This is a genomic window from Paenarthrobacter sp. TA1.8, from assembly GCF_048595705.1.
GTDB lineage: Bacteria > Actinomycetota > Actinomycetes > Actinomycetales > Micrococcaceae > Arthrobacter > Arthrobacter nitroguajacolicus.
Genome location: NZ_CP184287.1, coordinates 1,515,480 through 1,531,674 on the forward strand (window position 1 = coordinate 1,515,480; position 16,195 = coordinate 1,531,674).

Here is a 16,195-nt window from a genome sequence, read left to right on the forward strand (position 1 = left end):
AAGCGCTTACATTGGCAACGTGCGCGCGTGACACATCCGGGCGGCTTCAATCAAATGTTTCGCAACAAATCAGATTTATCCTGAGAATTTACTGTGCGTTTACTTCTCCTCCGGAATTGTTAGCGCAAACCCTTAAATAGCGATGCGGGGCCACCTTTGGTGGTGACCCCGCATTCTGCAGACGTTTCGCCCCTAGAGCTTGGCGATGATCTCGGCCAGGAGCTTGGAGATCCGCTTACCCGCTGCGTGACCGGCTTCAAGGACTTCCGCGTGGCTCAAGGGAACAGGGCTGATGCCGGCTGCAAGGTTGGTGACGAGGGAGATGCCAAAAACTTCCATCCCTGCGTGGCGGCCGGCGATTGCCTCCAGCGCCGTGGACATCCCCACCAGGTCTGCGCCGATCCGCTTGGCGTACTGGACTTCTGCCGGCGTCTCGTAGTGCGGGCCGGTGAATTGTGCGTACACCCCTTCCTGCAGGGAGGAATCAACTTCACGAGCCAGGTCGCGGATCCGTGAGGAATAGAGGTCCGTAAGGTCGACGAACGTTGCGCCCTCAAGCGGTGAGGTTGCGGTGAGGTTGATGTGGTCGCTTATCAGCACCGGAGTTCCGGGGGTCCAATCTTCATTGAGCCCGCCACAACCGTTGGTGAGCACCAGCGTCTTGCACCCGGCTGCTGCGGCCGTGCGTACGCCATGGACTACGGACCGCACGCCGCGGCCTTCGTAGTAATGCGTCCGGGCGCCCAGGACCAGGGCTCGTTTGCCCTCCTTGGTGAGGACGGACCGGATGGTGCCAACATGGCCCACCACCGCTGGTTTGTGGAAACCGGGAACCTCGGAGGCGTTCAGTGTGGCGGTGGTTTCACCAATCAGGTCGGCGGCCTCCGCCCATCCGGATCCGAGCACCAGGGCTACGTCATGGGACTCGACGCCGGTCTCCGCGGCGATGAAGGCCGCGGCGGCCTTCGCGGCCTCAAAGGGGTCAGTGTTCATCAGCTCAGTGTTACTCACTGGTACAAGCTACCTTGCGCTACAGGACTTTGGTAGGGATCGGAGCGGAGTGAGGTTGGGCTGGGTGGCAACCGGCGTGGCAATGAGCGAGAATTGAGCATTGTGACCACCCAAGTTGACTTCAGTGCCCCCCGTATCGCGATCCTTGGAGGTGGTCCCGGCGGATATGAAGCTGCCATGGTTGCCGCCTCGCTCGGCGCGCACGTCACCATCGTCGAACGGGCAGGCCTCGGCGGCTCCGCGGTGCTGACCGACGTCGTGCCTTCCAAAACCCTTATTGCCACCGCCGACCTCATGACGCGCGTCGGTGAGGCGGACGAACTCGGAGTGAAGTTCGACGGCGACGGCACGGCCTCCAAGCCGCGTGCCGACCTCAAACACATCAACGATCGCGTCTTGACCTTGGCTCATGGCCAGTCTGGCGACATCCGTGCAGGCCTCGAGCGCCTGGGCGTGGAGATCGTCATCGGCTCCGGCAAGCTGCTGGACAACAACACCATCGAGGTCCTCACCCTCGAAGGAACACGCACCATCGACGCCGACGCGATCCTGCTGGCTGTTGGTGCTCACCCGCGTGAACTTCCCACCGCCAAGCCCGACGGCGAACGCATCCTCAACTGGGCCCAGATCTACAACCTGGACGAGCTTCCCGAAGAACTCATTGTTGTGGGTTCGGGCGTTACTGGCGCCGAGTTCGCATCCGCCTACAACGGTTTGGGCTCCAAGGTCACTCTGATCTCCAGCCGTGACCAGGTTCTGCCCGGCGAGGACACAGATGCCGCCAAGCTGCTGGAAGGCGTTTTCGAACGCCGTGGCGTACGCGTCCTGTCGAAGTCCCGCGCCAACACAGTGGAGCGAACCGACGACGGCGTGAAGGTCACCCTGGGTGATGGATCGGTGGTGACAGGTTCGCACTGCCTGGTGTGTGTTGGCTCCATCCCCAACACCGCGGGCATCGGCCTTGAAGAAGCAGGCGTCACCCTGACCGAGTCCGGGCACATCAAGGTGGACGGCGTTTCCCGCACCACTGCCCCCAACATTTACGCCGCCGGCGACTGCACCGGCGTCTTCGCGCTCGCATCCGTTGCAGCCATGCAGGGCCGCATTGCGATTGCCCACTTCATGGGTGATGCCGTCAAGCCGCTGAAGCTCAACCAGGTGGCGTCCAACATCTTCACGTCCCCTGAAATCGCCTCCGTGGGCGTCTCAGAGGCCGACCTCGCGTCCGGCAAGTACCAGGGCGACGTGGTGATGTTGTCCCTGCTCAGCAATGCCCGCGCCAAGATGCGGAACACCAAGGACGGCTTCGTCAAGATCATCGCGCGCAAGGGATCCGGCACCGTGATCGGTGGCGTGGTGGTTGGGCCGAACGCTTCGGAGCTCATTTTCCCGATCTCCGTCGCGGTGACCCAGAAGCTGCACGTTGATGACGTAGCCAGCGCTTTCACGGTGTACCCGTCGCTGACCGGCTCCATCTCGGAGGCTGCGCGGCGCTTGCACGTGCACATGTAGCGCCACGCTGACCAGCGTGGCGCCCGTTTCGATGGCCCGCTGCGGATCGTGCCGTGCGCACGGCATGATCCGCAGGGAACCCCCGAATCGGAGCGAGGACTAAGCGGCTTCAGGCGGCAGCCGCTTGGAAGTGTTTTTCGATGATCCCCTTGATGTCCTCATGGCACCCTCCGCAGCCTGTTCCTGCGCGGGTGGCCTTGGATACCTCGCCCACGGTGCTGCAGCCTTCCACCACGGAGTCCTCGATGCTGGCCGCACTCACCCCGGCGCAGCGGCACACGGTCCTTTGGGGATCGTTGCTCGTGGCGCCGGCATCCAGCTGGTCAGGTCCGTCCAGGCGGAGCAGCAAGGACCGGTCCGCGGGCAGCTCCGAGGAACGCTCGAAGAGCACCACCAGCTCGGCAGCAGTCCGGGGCATACCTACGGCCACCAAGCCTTCCAGCACTCCTCCGCGGGTGGTCATCTTCACGTAGCGGCCGTGTTCGGGATCGGCCCACTGGGAGATTTGCCGGCGGGCACGCCCGGACGCGGCACCTGCTTCCAGCAACTCCTCGTCCCATGGATCGGCCTGGTTATCGCCCGCCACGGCCAGGTTGATGCCGCGTGCCTTCAGGACAACCACCCCGGGCTTCTCCATGGGCAGCGCCTCCAAGGCATCTGCGGCGTCCTGGCCATCCCGGGCCAGGACCACGAGGTACTCGGCCAACCACTCAGCCTGCCGCCAGCCCGGACCCACCAGGCCGGAGGGCCCAGCGGCTGTCCGGCAATCAACGCAGGCAGCGTCGGGGCAACGCACTTCAGCACAGTCGCCGATCGCGAACATGTGGGGCTCGTGATAGGTCCGGAGGTGGTGGTCCACGAGGATCCCTGTCGCAACAGGCAAGCCACAGCCTTCCGCCAGTTCGATGCGGGGGCGCACACCACATGACAGAACCAGCAGGTCGCCGTCGATCGCCGAGCCGTCATCCAGCAGCAAAGCCGAGAAGCTGCCGCCCGGTCCTGCCGTCTCCACACCAGTAGAACGTGCATTCCCTGCCATCCGGACACCGCCGGCTCGCAGACTGTTGATGAGGACGGATCCACTGCCGCGGTCAATGCTCCTGCCGAGGGGGAAGGGGCCATTGTGAACCACAGTTGCTTGGGCGCCTTCTTCCGAGGCAGCCAAGGCGGTTTCCAGGCCAAGCACGCCGCCACCCAGCACCACCACACGCTTTCCGTCGGCCACCGCCGCCCGAAGTACCGCAGCATCCTGTAGATCACGCAATGCCGTGACGCCGGCCGGAAGCACCGGCCTGGAAGGGTCCGGGTTGAGCCCTGTGAGGTTTGGAATGACGGGACGGGACCCGGTGGCGAACACCAGTCGGTCATAGTGCTCAGTGCTGTCATCGGACAGAACTATGTTTTGACGGGCACGGTCGATCCTTTTGACCTTGACGCCCAACCGCACTTCCACGCCGTCGGCTTCCAGCTCGGACGCATCAGCCATCGCGAGAGCCTCGGCTGTGGTGCGGCCGACGCCCAGCTCGGCCACCATCACGCGGTTGTACGCTGCCTCGGTTTCCTGGCCCACCACCAGCAGCTGCACCAGTCCCGAGCGGACGGCGGGGAGCAGTTCGTCCACGAGACGGGCAGCTACGGGCCCGAATCCAACAACAACAATGCGCTCGCTCATGATGCCTCCTTGACGTGCAGTGGCAGCCGGGTTCCAGCTGGAACCCGTTCCTGGGTGGAGACTGCCTTCCGGACCCATACCCGGCTGGTCTTGAACTCCGGCATGCCGGAAATAGGATCTGTGGTCGCCTCGGTGAGGCGGTTGGCGTTTTCCTGGCCGGGGAAGTGGAACGGCAGGAAGACAGTGTCAGGGCGGACCGAGTTGCTGAGCTCGGCACGGCAGAGCACTTCACCGCGCTCATTTGTCACGGTGGCGTAGTCGCCGTCGGCAATGCCGCGTGAAGCCGCCGTTCCCGGGTGAATGAGGAGCCGGGCCTGGGGCTGCGACGCCAGGAGCTCGCTCACGCGTCGGGTCTGCGCACCGGATTGGTAGTGCTCCAGAAGCCTGCCGGTTGCCAGCGCCAGTGAATCATCCGCGAACGAACGAACAGCCCGCTTGGACGGCGTCACCGGAACCATGACGGCCCGGCCATCGGCATGGGCAAACCCGTCGGCGAAGAGTCGCGGCGTCCCGGTGCTGCCCACGGGGTAGGGCCAGTAGGCAGCTTCGTCCCGGTCCAGCATGGCGTAATCGATGCCCGAGTAGTCGGCCAAACCACCGGCAGAAGCCAGGCGAAGCTCTTCGAAAACGGTCTCGGGATCGTCACTGAAGGTTGAAGGGGCGTCCAGCAGTTCCGCCAGCCGCGCCATGAGCCACAACTCGCTGCGAACGCCCGGAGGAGGAGTCAGCGCTCGGCGGCGCCGGATCACGCGACCCTCAAGGTTGGTCAGCGTGCCCTCTTCCTCGGCCCACTGGGTCACAGGCAGAACCAGGTCCGCTTCAGCTGCGGTCTCGGACATGAAGAAGTCGCAAACCACCAGGAAGTCCAGGCTGCGGAGGCTTTGGATCACTGCGTTGGTATCGGGCGCCGACACCACCACATTGGCGCCGTGCACGAAAAGGCACCGGACGCCGTCGGGCTTTCCGAGGGACTTGAGAAGTTCGACGGCGGGGAGGCCGGGGCCGGGGATCAGCGACTCGTCGATGCCCCACACACCGGCGACGTGCGCGCGGGCGGCGGGATCGGTGATCTTGCGGTAGCCGGGAAGCTGGTCGGCTTTCTGCCCGTGTTCGCGGCCACCTTGACCGTTGCCTTGGCCGGTGAGCGTGCCGTAGCCGCTGCGGGCCGAGCCGGGCAGGCCCAGGAGGAGGCTCAGGTTGATCGCCGCAGTGGCGGTGTCCGTCCCGTCCACATGCTGTTCCACTCCGCGGCCGCTGAGGATATAGCTGCCGCCAGCGCGGGCTCCTTGCGCCAAGCGGCGGGCGGTCTCGCGGATCAAGGTGGCGGGGACGCCGGTGATGGACTGCACGCGCTCGGGCCAGAACGCGGACAAGCTGCGCACCACCGCGGCGTAGCCGCTGGTGTTGGCCGCGATGTACTCAGCATCGGCCAGTCCTTCGTGGACCACCACGTGGCTAATGCCCAAAAGGAGAGCCAGATCGGTGCCGGGCGTCGGTTGCAAGTGGAGCCCGCCGCCGTCGGACGTGAACGCCGCAGTAGCCGAGCGGCGGGGGTCCACCACAATCAGCCCACCGGCGTCGCGTGCGCCCTGCAGGTGCTGGACGAACGGAGGCATGGTCTCGGCAACGTTGGAACCGAGCATGAGGATCACGGACGCGGTGTCCAGGTCCGTAACAGGGAAGGGAAGGCCGCGGTCCACGCCGAACGCCCGGTTGCCCGCAGCTGCGGCCGAAGACATGCAGAAGCGGCCGTTGTAGTCGATCCGTGAGGTGCGCAAGGCCAGCCGGGCGAACTTGCCCAACAGATACGCCTTCTCGTTGGTGAGGCCGCCGCCGCCGAATACGCCCACGGCGTCATTCCCGTAATGCTTCTGGGTGTCCTTGACCGCAGCGGTGATGAACATGAGTGCTTGGTCCCACGAGATGGGCTGATGCAGGCCGTCGGAACCTTTGAGCATCGGTTCGGTGACGCGGCCGTTGTGACGCAATAACGACGCCGATGTCCAGCCTTTGCGGCACAGCCCGCCCCGGTTGGTGGGGAAGTCGCGCCCGGATACTTCCAAGGGCGGGGCGGGTTCTGCCTCCGGCGCGGGCACTGCCCCGGCTGCAGGTGCAGCCGGGGTCAGCGTCATGGCGCACTGGAGCGCGCAGTACGGGCAGTGGGTATCGGCGCCGTTGGGCATCTAGATGTGTCCGATCGTGTTGCGCTTCCGGGCGGGGCGGATGTAGCAGACCCAGCAGACGGTGAGCATGAGGACATAGGCTCCAACGAATCCGTAGAACGCCGGGGTGTAGGAGCCGCTGGCCGTGTTGGAAGCGTTGAGCACCTGGGGAATCACGAACCCGCCGTAGGCGCCGATCGCGGAGATCAGGCCCAGTGAGGAAGAAGCGAGTCGTGCAGTGGTGGCGCTCGGGGCACCCGCACGGGCTGCCCGGCTGGATGTTGCGAAGATGACCGGGATCATGCGGTACGTTGCACCGTTTCCGAAGCCGCTGGCCAGGAAGAGCAGCAGGAACAAGGTGAGGAAGATCCAGAAGTTCTTCAGGGGCAGCGTCCAGATCATGGTCAGCGTGATGACAGCCATGGAAGCGAACGATGCGATGGTCATCCGGGCACCGCCCATGCGGTCTGCCATGCGTCCGCCGTAGGGGCGGGCCAATGAACCGACCAGCGGGCCCAGGAAGGCCAGCGAGAGTGCCACCGCGCCGACGTGGATGGAGGAGAAGTCCGGGAAGTAGTCCTTGATCAGCTTGGGGAAGACGCCCGCGAAGCCGATGAACGAGCCGAACGTACCGATGTAGAGGAACGCCATGATCCACAGGTGCGGTTCCTTGAGGGCAGCCAGGGAACCAGCCACATCACCCTTGGCGCTGGTGAGGTTGTTCATGTATTTGTAGGCGCCGAAGGCGGCGATGATGATCAGGGGGATCCAGATGATGCCTGCCATCGGCAGGTTGACGGTCCCGGCAGCCAGCAGCGTGATGGCGATAGGAACAACAAGCTGTGCGACGGCGGCACCGAGGTTACCGCCGGCAGCGTTCAGGCCCAGTGCCCAACCCTTTTCACGGGCAGGGTAGAAGAAGGTGATGTTGGCCATCGAGCTGGCAAAGTTGCCGCCACCGAAACCGGCGAGGCCGGCCATAAGGAGCATGACACCAAAAGGTGTTTCCGGATTGGATACGCAGATGGCAAGGCCTGTGGTGGGGATCAGCAGGAGCAGCGCCGAGACGATGGTCCAGTTCCGGCCACCGAACTTGGGAACCATGAACGTGTAGGGGATGCGGAGCGTGGCGCCTACGAGGCTGGGGATGGAGATGAGCCAGAAGATCTGGTTGGTATCGAACTGGAAGCCGGCTGCGGGGAGCTGGACCACCACAATGGACCACAGCTGCCAGACGACGAATCCGAGGAATTCGGCGAAGATCGACCAGTAGAGATTGCGTTTGGCGATGGACCGGCCTTCGGCTTCCCACTGGCCCTTGTCCTCGGCATCCCAGTTGGCAATCCAGCGGCCGGGGCGGTGTTCAAGGGCGGGGGCGGCGGTGGCAGTGGACTGGACGGGGGCCAGTTCATCTGCGGAGCGGTCAACAGTCACGGAGTGCCTCCTTGGTGGGGGACGTTGTTATTCCAAGGTAGGTTTCGCGCATTTCGTGGACGGGCGCCGTTTGTAAACGTGCTGTGACATTTCCCTATCGGCGGGGTCACCGGCGCGTGAGGCGATGGTGAGGTAATGTGGCGCGGACCACAAGATGAGATTTTTCCGTTCGTCCGCATGTTGGACTTTGTTGTCCATTCAATGGACAGCGGGAACTATTATTGAACTCTCGAATAATCCTTCGCCGGGTGTCTCATGGAGAATCGGCCGGCGTGAAAGAAAGCTGCAAATACATGTCTTCCACTGCACCATCCAAGGAAGGCGAGTCCACTAAGCCAGTGAACTCGCGGGGCAAGGTGATCTTCGCGAGCCTGATCGGCACGACGATCGAGTTCTACGACTTCTACGCCTATGCCACCGCGTCGGTACTCGTCTTCCCGAAGCTCTTCTTCCCGGACGCCACTGACATCAACGCGCTGCTCAGTGCGTTCGCCATCTTCGGTGTTGCCTTCTTCGCACGTCCCGTCGGCGCCGTGGTCTTCGGCCACTTTGGTGACAAGATCGGCAGGAAGGGCACCCTGGTTGCGTCGCTGCTGACCATGGGTATTGCAACGTTCCTCATCGGCCTCCTGCCCACGGCCTCCATGGCGGGATGGGCCATCCTGGCGCCGATCATGCTGGTCATCCTGCGCTTCTTCCAAGGCCTGGCCCTGGGTGGAGAATGGTCCGGCGCAGCATTGCTCGCCACGGAGAACGCGCCCGAGGGAAAGCGGGCCATCTACGGAACGTTCCCGCAGTTGGGCGCACCCATCGGCTTCATCATCGCCAACGTCATCTTCATTTGGATGAACGTGTCCCTAAGTGCCGAAGAATTCCTCGCCTGGGGCTGGAGGGTTCCGTTCCTGCTCAGCGCGGTCCTGGTCATCGTGGGCCTCTACGTCCGTTTGAAGCTGGTGGAGAGCGTGTCCTTCACCAAGGTGATTCAGCAGGAAAAGGTGCAGAAGCTGCCCCTCGCGGCTACCCTCAAGAGCCACTGGCGCCCCGTGGTGGCCGGTACGTTCATCATGTTCGCCACCTACGTGCTCTTCTACATCATGACCACGTTCACGCTGTCCTACGGCACCAAGCCCACGCTGGCCGGCGCCCAGGCAGCAGCGGAGAAGGCCGGTACGCCCATGACCCCGGAGCAGGTCGCAGCATTCGTCCCCGGCCTGGGAATCACCAGGTCCGACTTCCTCTGGATGCTGATCATCGGCGTCGTCTTCTTCGGTATCTTCACGATGGTCTCCGGGCCGCTCGCCGAGAAGTGGGGCCGACGCAAGTTCCTGCTGGGCGTCACCGCCGGCATCTTCGTCTTCGGTGCGCTCTGGTTCACCATGTTTGGCCCCGGCCAGGCAGCGGCCATGGTTGGCCTCATTGTGGGGTTCACCCTCATGGGCCTGACCTTCGGCCCCATGGCGGCCATTCTTCCCGAGCTGTTCCCGGCCAACGTCCGTTACACGGGTTCAGCAGTGGCGTACAACCTGTCCTCCATGATCGGAGCGGCACCGGCCTCCTTCGTAGCCATTGCCCTCTGGTCTGTAGCCGACGGCAGCACCTGGCTGGTGGGCGCCTACATGGCAGCCGCCGCTGTGGTCACCTTCGTCGCGCTGTGGCTCACGCGTGAAACCAAGGACACGGACTACGAGAACAACGTTGCCTAAGTAGCCAAATAACGACGTCGGCCCCGCACCAAACGGTGCGGGGCCGACGTCGTTAAGAGGTTCCTGGCGTTAGTCCTCGATGGTGGCAATGACTGCACCTGCGGCGACGGTCTCGCCCGCGGTGGCAGCGAGGCCGCGCACGGTACCGGCCTTGTGGGCGGTCAGTGGCTGTTCCATCTTCATGGCTTCGAGAACCACGATCAGGTCGCCCTCAGCCACAACGTCGCCTTCCGAAGCTGCCACCTTGACGATGGTGCCCTGCATGGGGGACGTCAGTGCGTCGCCGCCCGCAGCCGCAGCCGTTGCACCAGCTGAACGGGAGCGCTTCTTGGACTTGCCGGACTTGGTGCCCGAACCGCCGGAAACCGCGGCGATGCTACCGCCCAGGCCGGACGGCAGGACGACCTCAAGCCGCTTGCCACCGACCTCGACGACGACGCGCTGGCGCTCACCGGCGTCGGACGTTTCAGCGCCCGCGCCGTTGGCAGACCATGCCGGGATGCTGTTGACGAACTCGGTCTCGATCCAGCGGGTGTGAACCTTGAAGGGTCCTTCCGCCGGAGCAAAGTCGGGATCGGTGACTACTGCGAGGTCGAAGGGGATGACAGTGGGGATGCCCTCAACCACCATCTCCTCCAACGCCCGGCGTGAACGCTGGAGGGCTTGCTCGCGGGTGGCGCCCGTGATGATCAGCTTGGAGAGCATGGAGTCGAAGTTGCCGCTGATGACGTCGCCCTGCTCAATGCCGGAATCGATCCGGACGCCGGGGCCTGTCGGGTTCTTCAGTGTGGTGATGGTGCCGGGGGCGGGCATGAAGTTGCGGCCCGGGTCCTCGCCGGTGATACGGAACTCGAAGGAGTGGCCACGGACTTCCGGGTCGTCGTAGCCCAAGGCTTCACCACGGGCGATGCGGAACTGCTCACGGACGAGGTCGATTCCCGTGACTTCCTCGGACACGCAGTGCTCCACCTGGAGGCGGGTGTTTACCTCGAGGAAGGAAATGGTGCCGTCCTGGCCCACCAGGAACTCGCAGGTGCCGGCGCCGAGGTAGTTGGCTTCCTTCAGGATTGCTTTGGAGGACTCGTACAGGCGCTTGTTCTGCTCTTCGCTGAGGTACGGAGCCGGGGCTTCCTCAACGAGTTTTTGGTTGCGGCGCTGCAGGGAGCAGTCGCGGGTGGAAACCACCACAACGTTGCCGAAAGCATCGGCCAGGCACTGGGTTTCGACGTGCCGCGGAGCGTCGAGGAAACGCTCAATGAAGCATTCGCCGCGACCAAAAGCGGCCACTGCTTCACGGACGGCTGATTCGTAGAGCTCGGGAATCTCGTCCATGGTGCGGGCGACCTTGATGCCGCGTCCACCGCCGCCGAAGGCAGCCTTAATCGCGATGGGAAGGCCGAATTCCTCGGCGAACTTCAGGATTTCGTCGGCGGACTCCACAGGGTCGGCCGTGCCGGGGACGAGGGGTGCGCCTACTTTTTCGGCGATGTGGCGCGCCTGGACCTTGTCGCCCAGGGCCGAGATGGCCTCTGGGGAGGGGCCGATCCACGTGATGCCGGCGTCGATGACCTTGGCCGCAAACTCGGCGTTCTCGGCCAGGAAGCCATAGCCGGGGTGGATACCGTCGGCACCTGACTGCTTGGCGACGTCGATGATCTTGTCCATCACCAGGTACGACTCGGCTGCGGTGTTGCCGCCCAAAGCGTAGGCTTCGTCGGCGAGGCGGACATGGAGGGCGTCACGGTCGGGGTCGGCGTAAACGGCTACGGAGGCGATGCCTTCGTCCCGGGCGGCTCGGATGATGCGGACCGCGATTTCGCCGCGGTTGGCAATCAAGACCTTGGTGAGAGGGCTGGAAATGGGCTGCGCCGGGTTAGCTGACAAGTTGTTGACTCCTTCTGTCCTTGAGGAGCCTAGCGCGATTGTGAGGGTTCCGCCCATATTGATGGGGGATTCCGTGTGTGATGCGATGTTCCTTTGTAGGTTTGCTACAAACTACTTCTCTTGGTTATCCGTGTCCCACAGCTCCGTGATGCCCACGTTCGCATGGACCAGCAGGTCCCGAAGGGTGGAGATGGAAAGCCCGACGACGGCGTGCGGGTCGCCGTCGACCTTGCGGATGAAGGCCCCGCCCAAGCCATCGATGGTGAAGGAACCGGCACAGTGAAGGGGTTCTCCGGTGGCGATGTAGGCATCGATGTCGTTCGTGCTCATCCGGGCGAAGTGGACCTCAGCGCTCGATACCGCGCCAACGGTGGCGCCCGTGCCTTCGGGAGTTTCATCTGCGCCTGCTTCTTCGTCCGCGTCAGCGGCGGTGTCCCGGCAGTCAACGAGCCAGTGGCCCGTGTGGAGCACTCCCTGCGAGCCGCTCATCCGCAGCATTCGTTCCCGCGCCACCTCCGCGGTGTAGGGCTTGCCGTGGAACTCGCCGTCGAACTCGAATACCGAATCGCAACCGATCACTAAGGCACCCTCAGCTTCGGGGAGGGCGGCAACGGCCTCGGCCTTGGCGCGGGCCAGCAAGAGCGCGGTGTCGTGGGCGTCAGTCACGCCGTACTTTGCCTGCACCGCATCCTCGTCGACGTCCGAGACCAGGACGTGATGCCGGATCCCGGCTTCCGTGAGGAGCTTGGTGCGGGCGGGGGACTGGGAGGCAAGGATCAATCGGGTCACAGTCCCAGCCTAATACGGCCCTCGATCACATCCCGCGTGCTTCCCTCCGACGCTCGATCACATCCCGCGTGCTTCCCCCCCGACGCTCGATCACATCCCGCGTGCTTAAACCGAACGCTCTCTCACTTGCGTCACGCAAGTGGGAGAGCGTTCGAGAATATTGGCTGTTACGTGAGAGAGGGTTAGTGGACGAGTTCCTCGGCAGAGGCCTTCCGGCGATCACTGCGGTCCAGCTTGGCGCCTTCCACATCCACATCCGGAAGGATCCGTTCCAGCCACTTGGGCAGCCACCAGGCCTTCTCGCCCAGGAGGTACATCACGGCGGGAACAATCGTCATGCGGACCACGAAGGCATCAATCAGCACACCGAATGCCATCGCGAAGCCGAGTGGTCGGACCATGGTGAGGTGGCTGAAGATGAAGCCGGAGAACACGCTGACCATGATGATCGCGGCCGCGGTGACCACTGCTGCAGCGTGGCTAAACCCGGAGCGGACAGCATGTTTGGCGGACTCACCGTGCATGAAGGACTCCCTCATGCCGGAGGTAATGAACACCTGGTAGTCCATCGCCAGGCCGAACAGCACGCCGATCAGGATGATGGGCAGGAAGCTGAGCACAGCACCCGGATTGGCGACGTCGAAGATGCCTCCCAGCCAGCCCCACTGGTACACGGCAACCACGGCGCCGAAAGCAGCGGCCAGCGAGAGCAGGAATCCGCCGGTTGCCAGCAGGGGCACAACGATGGAGCGGAATACCAGCAGCAACAGCAGGAGGGAGAGTCCCACGACAATCGCCAAGTAGGGCGGCAGAGCCGCGCCGAGCTTGTTGGACACATCGATGTTGCCTGCGGTTTGGCCCGTCAGGCCGATGGTCGCATCCAAATCGTCATGAATTGCTGAGCCCTTGGCGCGGAGATCGGACACCACCTGCACGGTGCCGGCGCTGGCGGGACCCTCCTTCGGGATGACCTGGAAAACGGCGGTGCGGCGGTCTTCGCTCAAGGCAACCGGAACAGCGGCGATGACGTTCTCAACGCTGCGAAGCTGGTCCGCGACGTCGAACTGCTTGTTCCTGGCATCGTTCTCGCTGAGGCCTTCGGGGAATTCGCCCACAACGACGATCGGCCCGGTTACGCCTTCGCCGAAGCTGCTGCGCGTGAGGTCGTACGCCTTGAAGGCTTGCGAATCCACCGGCTCGGAGCCGCCGTCGGGAAGTGCCAGCCGCAGCTGCGATGCCGGCAACGCCAAGGCACCCAGCAGGGCGACGCTTGCCACGAGGGCAACCCACGGGTGACGCGTGACCATGCCGCCCCAGCCACCGCTGCTGCGCTTCTCCTCGCGTTCCCGGTCCGCAGCTTCGTGGCCGGGCTCGGCGTTGTGCTTTGCGGCCTTGGCCCAAGCGCGCTTGGAAATGAGTCGGCGGCCAATCAGGGCCAGGACGGCGGGCGTCAGGGTCAAAGCTACGACGACGGCCACGCCGACTGTCGCTGCGGCCGCAACACCCATCACTGCGAGGAAGGGCAACCCGGGAACCACCAGCGCGGCGAGGGCGATGATGACCGTGAGGCCGGCAAATAGCACGGCGTTACCGGAGGTACCGGTGGCCAAAGCTGCAGATTCCTCGGCGTCCATACCGGACAGGAGCTGCGTGCGGTGGCGGTTGACGATGAAGAGGGAGTAGTCGATGCCAACCGCAAGGCCGAGCATCAGGGCAAGCATGGGCGAGATGGAGCTCATGTCGATCACGCTGGTGAGCGCGAATGTTCCACCGACACCCACGGCGACGCCGATCAGCGCCATCAAAAGAGGCAGGCCAGCCGCGATAAGCGTGCCGAGCATCAGGATCAGGACAAGGGCAGCCACTACGACGCCCACGATTTCTGCAATGCCGAAGATCTCAGAGACGTCCTCGGTGATTTCCTTGCTGGCGTAGGCAGTGACACCGGCGGAAGAGACTCCGTGGACGATCTCCTGGACTTCCTCGCGGACGGCGGGGTCAACGGCGTTGATGGAGGTCTTGAACTGGACCTGCGCGATTGCAGCTCTGTTGTCGCTGGAGACAAATCGCATGCCCTCAGAGGCCTCAAGCTGTCGCTTGCCGAGGGCCAGCGTGGCGGCGCCGTCGGCTGCTTCCTTGGTTCCGGCGTCGAGCTTTTCCTTCCCCGCGGCGAGTTCGGCGCGCTGCGGAGCCAGCTGCGCTTCAATCTGTGCCGGAGTGAGGCCAGCTGCGGCCAGTTGCTGCTCAGCCCCTGCGAGTTGGGCTTCGCCTGCAGTCAGCTGGGCGCGCGCGGCGTCCAACTGGGTTTGGCCCTCGGCAGCCTTGGCTTCGCCGGCGGCGATGTCCGCGGCGGCCTTATCCAGTTGCTCCTGCGTGGTGAAGGGGTTTACCGTGCCCTGCACGTCCGGCATGGCTTCCAGCTTGGTAAGCGCAGCCGCAACTGCGTCCTTCTTGGCTTGGTCGAATCCGGCATCTCCGGCGTCGAAAACTACGCTGGCCGAGCCGCCTGACGAATCGGGCAGGGCATCCTTCAGCTTGTCCGCCATCTGCTGGGTTTCGGTGCCCGGGATGGTGAAGTTGTTGGACATGGTGCCGTGGAACGCTGCGGCCGAGCCGCCCACTGCCACCATGACGGCCAGCCAAATGGAGATGACCAGCCAGCGGCGGCGATACGAAAATTTGCCGAGACGGTAGAGGAACGAGGCCATGTCAGAACCGATCTTTGGTGGTTGAAACGGAAGTTGAGGCTGCTGAGGCGTGCAAGGACGCGTCCGACGGCGGCGCGAAGCCGGTGCCGAGAAGGCCCATCGCATCGATGAGGTGCTGGCGGAGGACGGCGAGGGATTTGGGGGAAAGGTCCGGTCCGTGTTCGGCGAACCAGACGGTCATTGCCGCTTTGCCGCAGGAGATGACGGAGCCTGCGAGGGCATGGAGGTAGAGCTCACTGATGCCGGCGCCGAGCCTGCCGCGGGCAGCGTCAATGATCTGCTCGGTGCAGTGCTCCCAGGCCTCAAGTTCGGAGCGGGCCAGCTGGCGGTTGTCCTGGGTCAGGCTGAACAGCTCGGCCATCGGAGCCACGGACATGGGATCGGCCAGTGCCATGAGGGCGGCCTGCGCGGATTCGAGGATGGACTCGTCCGCGGGGCGCAACCGGAACTGCTCCAGCGCGTGGTCCATAAAGCCGTCGGCAACGGAGGCCAGGGCAGCTTCGAGGCTGGGGAAGTAGTTGAAAAAGGTTCGCCGTGAGACACCCGCGCTGGCCGCGATGTCTTCTACGGTGAAATTTCCGGGCCCGTTGCTGCGCAAAAGGTCCAGGGCTGCGGAGGCGATGGAGCTGCGGGTGGCCGCCTTGTTGAGTTCGCGCCGTGAAGGGGTAGCGGGCTCAGCAGTGGTGGACGACTCCGCAGTGGCTTCCTGGCTACTGGTTTGGGTCACATACTTACACTAAGTGCAAGTTTGCACTCTGCGCAATTTGGCGGTCCTTGGGGCACGCGAAAAGTCCCGCCCTGGTTCGTCCAGCCCACCGTTGAACGGGGTGGCGGACGAACCAGAGCGGGACTCGGAAGCGTGGGGCTAGAACTGTGTTGGGGGCGCCGGGGGAGCGGGCGGAGTCGGCTGACCCTGCTGGGATGACTGTTGGGCTGCGGTTTTGGTCAGGTAGATGGACTGGCCCGTTGCTCCGGGCTCACCCTCACCCAGCGGCAGCACGTAGACCGCGGTTCCGTAGGCACACACTTCGGTCCAGTTGGTGCCCATTTCCGAGGTGTCGAAGCGCATGGCCACGATGGCGTTGGCTCCACGCTGCTGCGCTTCGTTGACCATGCGTGCCATGACTTCCTGGCGGCTTTCGTAGAGGGCTTTGGTCATTTCGGGCAGCTCGCCTCCGCCAAGGGAGCGGAAGCCGGCAAGCATTTGCGACCCGATATCGCGTGAACGGACAGTGAGGCCCATGACTTCGCCGAAGACGGCATCGATGCGGTGGCCTGGGATTTCGTTGGAGGTGACGATCAACATGGTCCGAGCCTATC

At 64.0% G+C, this 16,195-nt stretch carries 11 protein-coding genes; 2 read left to right on the forward strand and 9 right to left on the reverse strand.

Going from position 1 to position 16,195, the window contains the following annotated elements; genetic code table 11:
* Positions 1–192: 192 nt before the first annotated feature.
* Positions 193–993, reverse strand: coding sequence for a purine-nucleoside phosphorylase (locus ACNAOT_RS07200; protein WP_420180570.1), 801 nt, complete (start codon positions 991–993; stop codon positions 193–195).
* Between the two features lie 120 nt (positions 994–1,113).
* On the opposite strand from ACNAOT_RS07200, the gene ACNAOT_RS07205 reads away from it, so the two are divergent.
* Positions 1,114–2,523: an NAD(P)H-quinone dehydrogenase gene (locus tag ACNAOT_RS07205; protein ID WP_420180571.1), complete on the forward strand. Its 1,410-nt coding sequence runs from the start codon at positions 1,114–1,116 to the stop codon at positions 2,521–2,523.
* Between the two features lie 109 nt (positions 2,524–2,632).
* Here ACNAOT_RS07205 and ACNAOT_RS07210 read toward each other — a convergent pair whose 3' ends face one another.
* The 3 genes from ACNAOT_RS07210 to ACNAOT_RS07220 are packed head-to-tail and all read right to left on the reverse strand — an operon-like array spanning position 2,633 to position 7,791.
* Positions 2,633–4,195, reverse strand: a complete 1,563-nt coding sequence (locus tag ACNAOT_RS07210) for an FAD-dependent oxidoreductase (RefSeq protein WP_091466226.1) — start codon at positions 4,193–4,195, stop codon at positions 2,633–2,635.
* On the reverse strand, positions 4,192–6,378 hold the full coding sequence (locus tag ACNAOT_RS07215) for a molybdopterin oxidoreductase family protein (protein ID WP_420180572.1): 2,187 nt from the start codon (positions 6,376–6,378) through the stop codon (positions 4,192–4,194). Before ACNAOT_RS07215 ends, ACNAOT_RS07210 begins: the two co-directional genes overlap by 4 nt.
* Positions 6,379–7,791, reverse strand: a complete 1,413-nt coding sequence (locus ACNAOT_RS07220; RefSeq protein ID WP_420180573.1) for an MFS transporter — start codon at positions 7,789–7,791, stop codon at positions 6,379–6,381.
* A 293-nt stretch (positions 7,792–8,084) separates the two neighbouring features.
* Between ACNAOT_RS07220 and ACNAOT_RS07225 the strand changes: the two genes are divergently transcribed.
* Complete coding sequence (locus tag ACNAOT_RS07225; RefSeq protein ID WP_091466231.1) at positions 8,085–9,494, forward strand: MFS transporter; 1,410 nt, start codon at positions 8,085–8,087, stop codon at positions 9,492–9,494.
* Between the two features lie 69 nt (positions 9,495–9,563).
* On the opposite strand, the gene ACNAOT_RS07230 is transcribed toward ACNAOT_RS07225, so the two are convergent.
* The 5 genes from ACNAOT_RS07230 to ACNAOT_RS07250 all read right to left on the reverse strand — a co-directional run bounded on the left by ACNAOT_RS07230 (position 9,564) and on the right by ACNAOT_RS07250 (position 16,181).
* The gene (locus tag ACNAOT_RS07230) at positions 9,564–11,435 is read right to left on the reverse strand and encodes an acetyl/propionyl/methylcrotonyl-CoA carboxylase subunit alpha (protein WP_091466233.1); all 1,872 of its coding nucleotides are present in this window, start codon (positions 11,433–11,435) and stop codon (positions 9,564–9,566) included.
* Between the two features lie 54 nt (positions 11,436–11,489).
* A complete protein-coding gene (locus ACNAOT_RS07235) occupies positions 11,490–12,167 on the reverse strand; it encodes a Maf family protein (protein ID WP_420180574.1) in 678 nt (225 codons plus the stop codon).
* Between the two features lie 182 nt (positions 12,168–12,349).
* Entirely contained in the window at positions 12,350–14,875 is a 2,526-nt protein-coding gene (locus ACNAOT_RS07240; RefSeq protein ID WP_420180575.1) for an MMPL family transporter, read from the reverse strand.
* A 1-nt stretch (position 14,876) separates the two neighbouring features.
* On the reverse strand, positions 14,877–15,602 hold the full coding sequence (locus ACNAOT_RS07245; protein ID WP_420180576.1) for a TetR/AcrR family transcriptional regulator: 726 nt from the start codon (positions 15,600–15,602) through the stop codon (positions 14,877–14,879).
* Positions 15,603–15,740: 138 nt separating this feature from the next.
* Positions 15,741–16,181 carry a YbjQ family protein gene (locus ACNAOT_RS07250; RefSeq protein WP_091466238.1) on the reverse strand — a complete coding sequence of 147 codons (441 nt, stop codon included), beginning with the start codon at positions 16,179–16,181 and terminating at the stop codon, positions 15,741–15,743.
* Positions 16,182–16,195 lie beyond the last annotated feature (14 nt).

Excerpts from the sequence above, each read along its gene's own strand:
- ACNAOT_RS07200 (WP_420180570.1), bottom strand. The coding sequence starts at position 993 with ATGAACACTGACCCCTTTGAGGCCGCGAAGGCCGCCGCGGCCTTCATC.
- ACNAOT_RS07210 (WP_091466226.1), bottom strand. The coding sequence starts at position 4,195 with ATGAGCGAGCGCATTGTTGTTGTTGGATTCGGGCCCGTAGCTGCCCGT.
- ACNAOT_RS07215 (WP_420180572.1), bottom strand. The coding sequence starts at position 6,378 with ATGCCCAACGGCGCCGATACCCACTGCCCGTACTGCGCGCTCCAGTGC.
- ACNAOT_RS07225 (WP_091466231.1), top strand. The coding sequence starts at position 8,085 with ATGTCTTCCACTGCACCATCCAAGGAAGGCGAGTCCACTAAGCCAGTG.
- ACNAOT_RS07230 (WP_091466233.1), bottom strand. The coding sequence starts at position 11,435 with ATGGGCGGAACCCTCACAATCGCGCTAGGCTCCTCAAGGACAGAAGGA.
- ACNAOT_RS07240 (WP_420180575.1), bottom strand. The coding sequence starts at position 14,875 with ATGGCCTCGTTCCTCTACCGTCTCGGCAAATTTTCGTATCGCCGCCGC.
- ACNAOT_RS07250 (WP_091466238.1), bottom strand. The coding sequence starts at position 16,181 with ATGTTGATCGTCACCTCCAACGAAATCCCAGGCCACCGCATCGATGCC.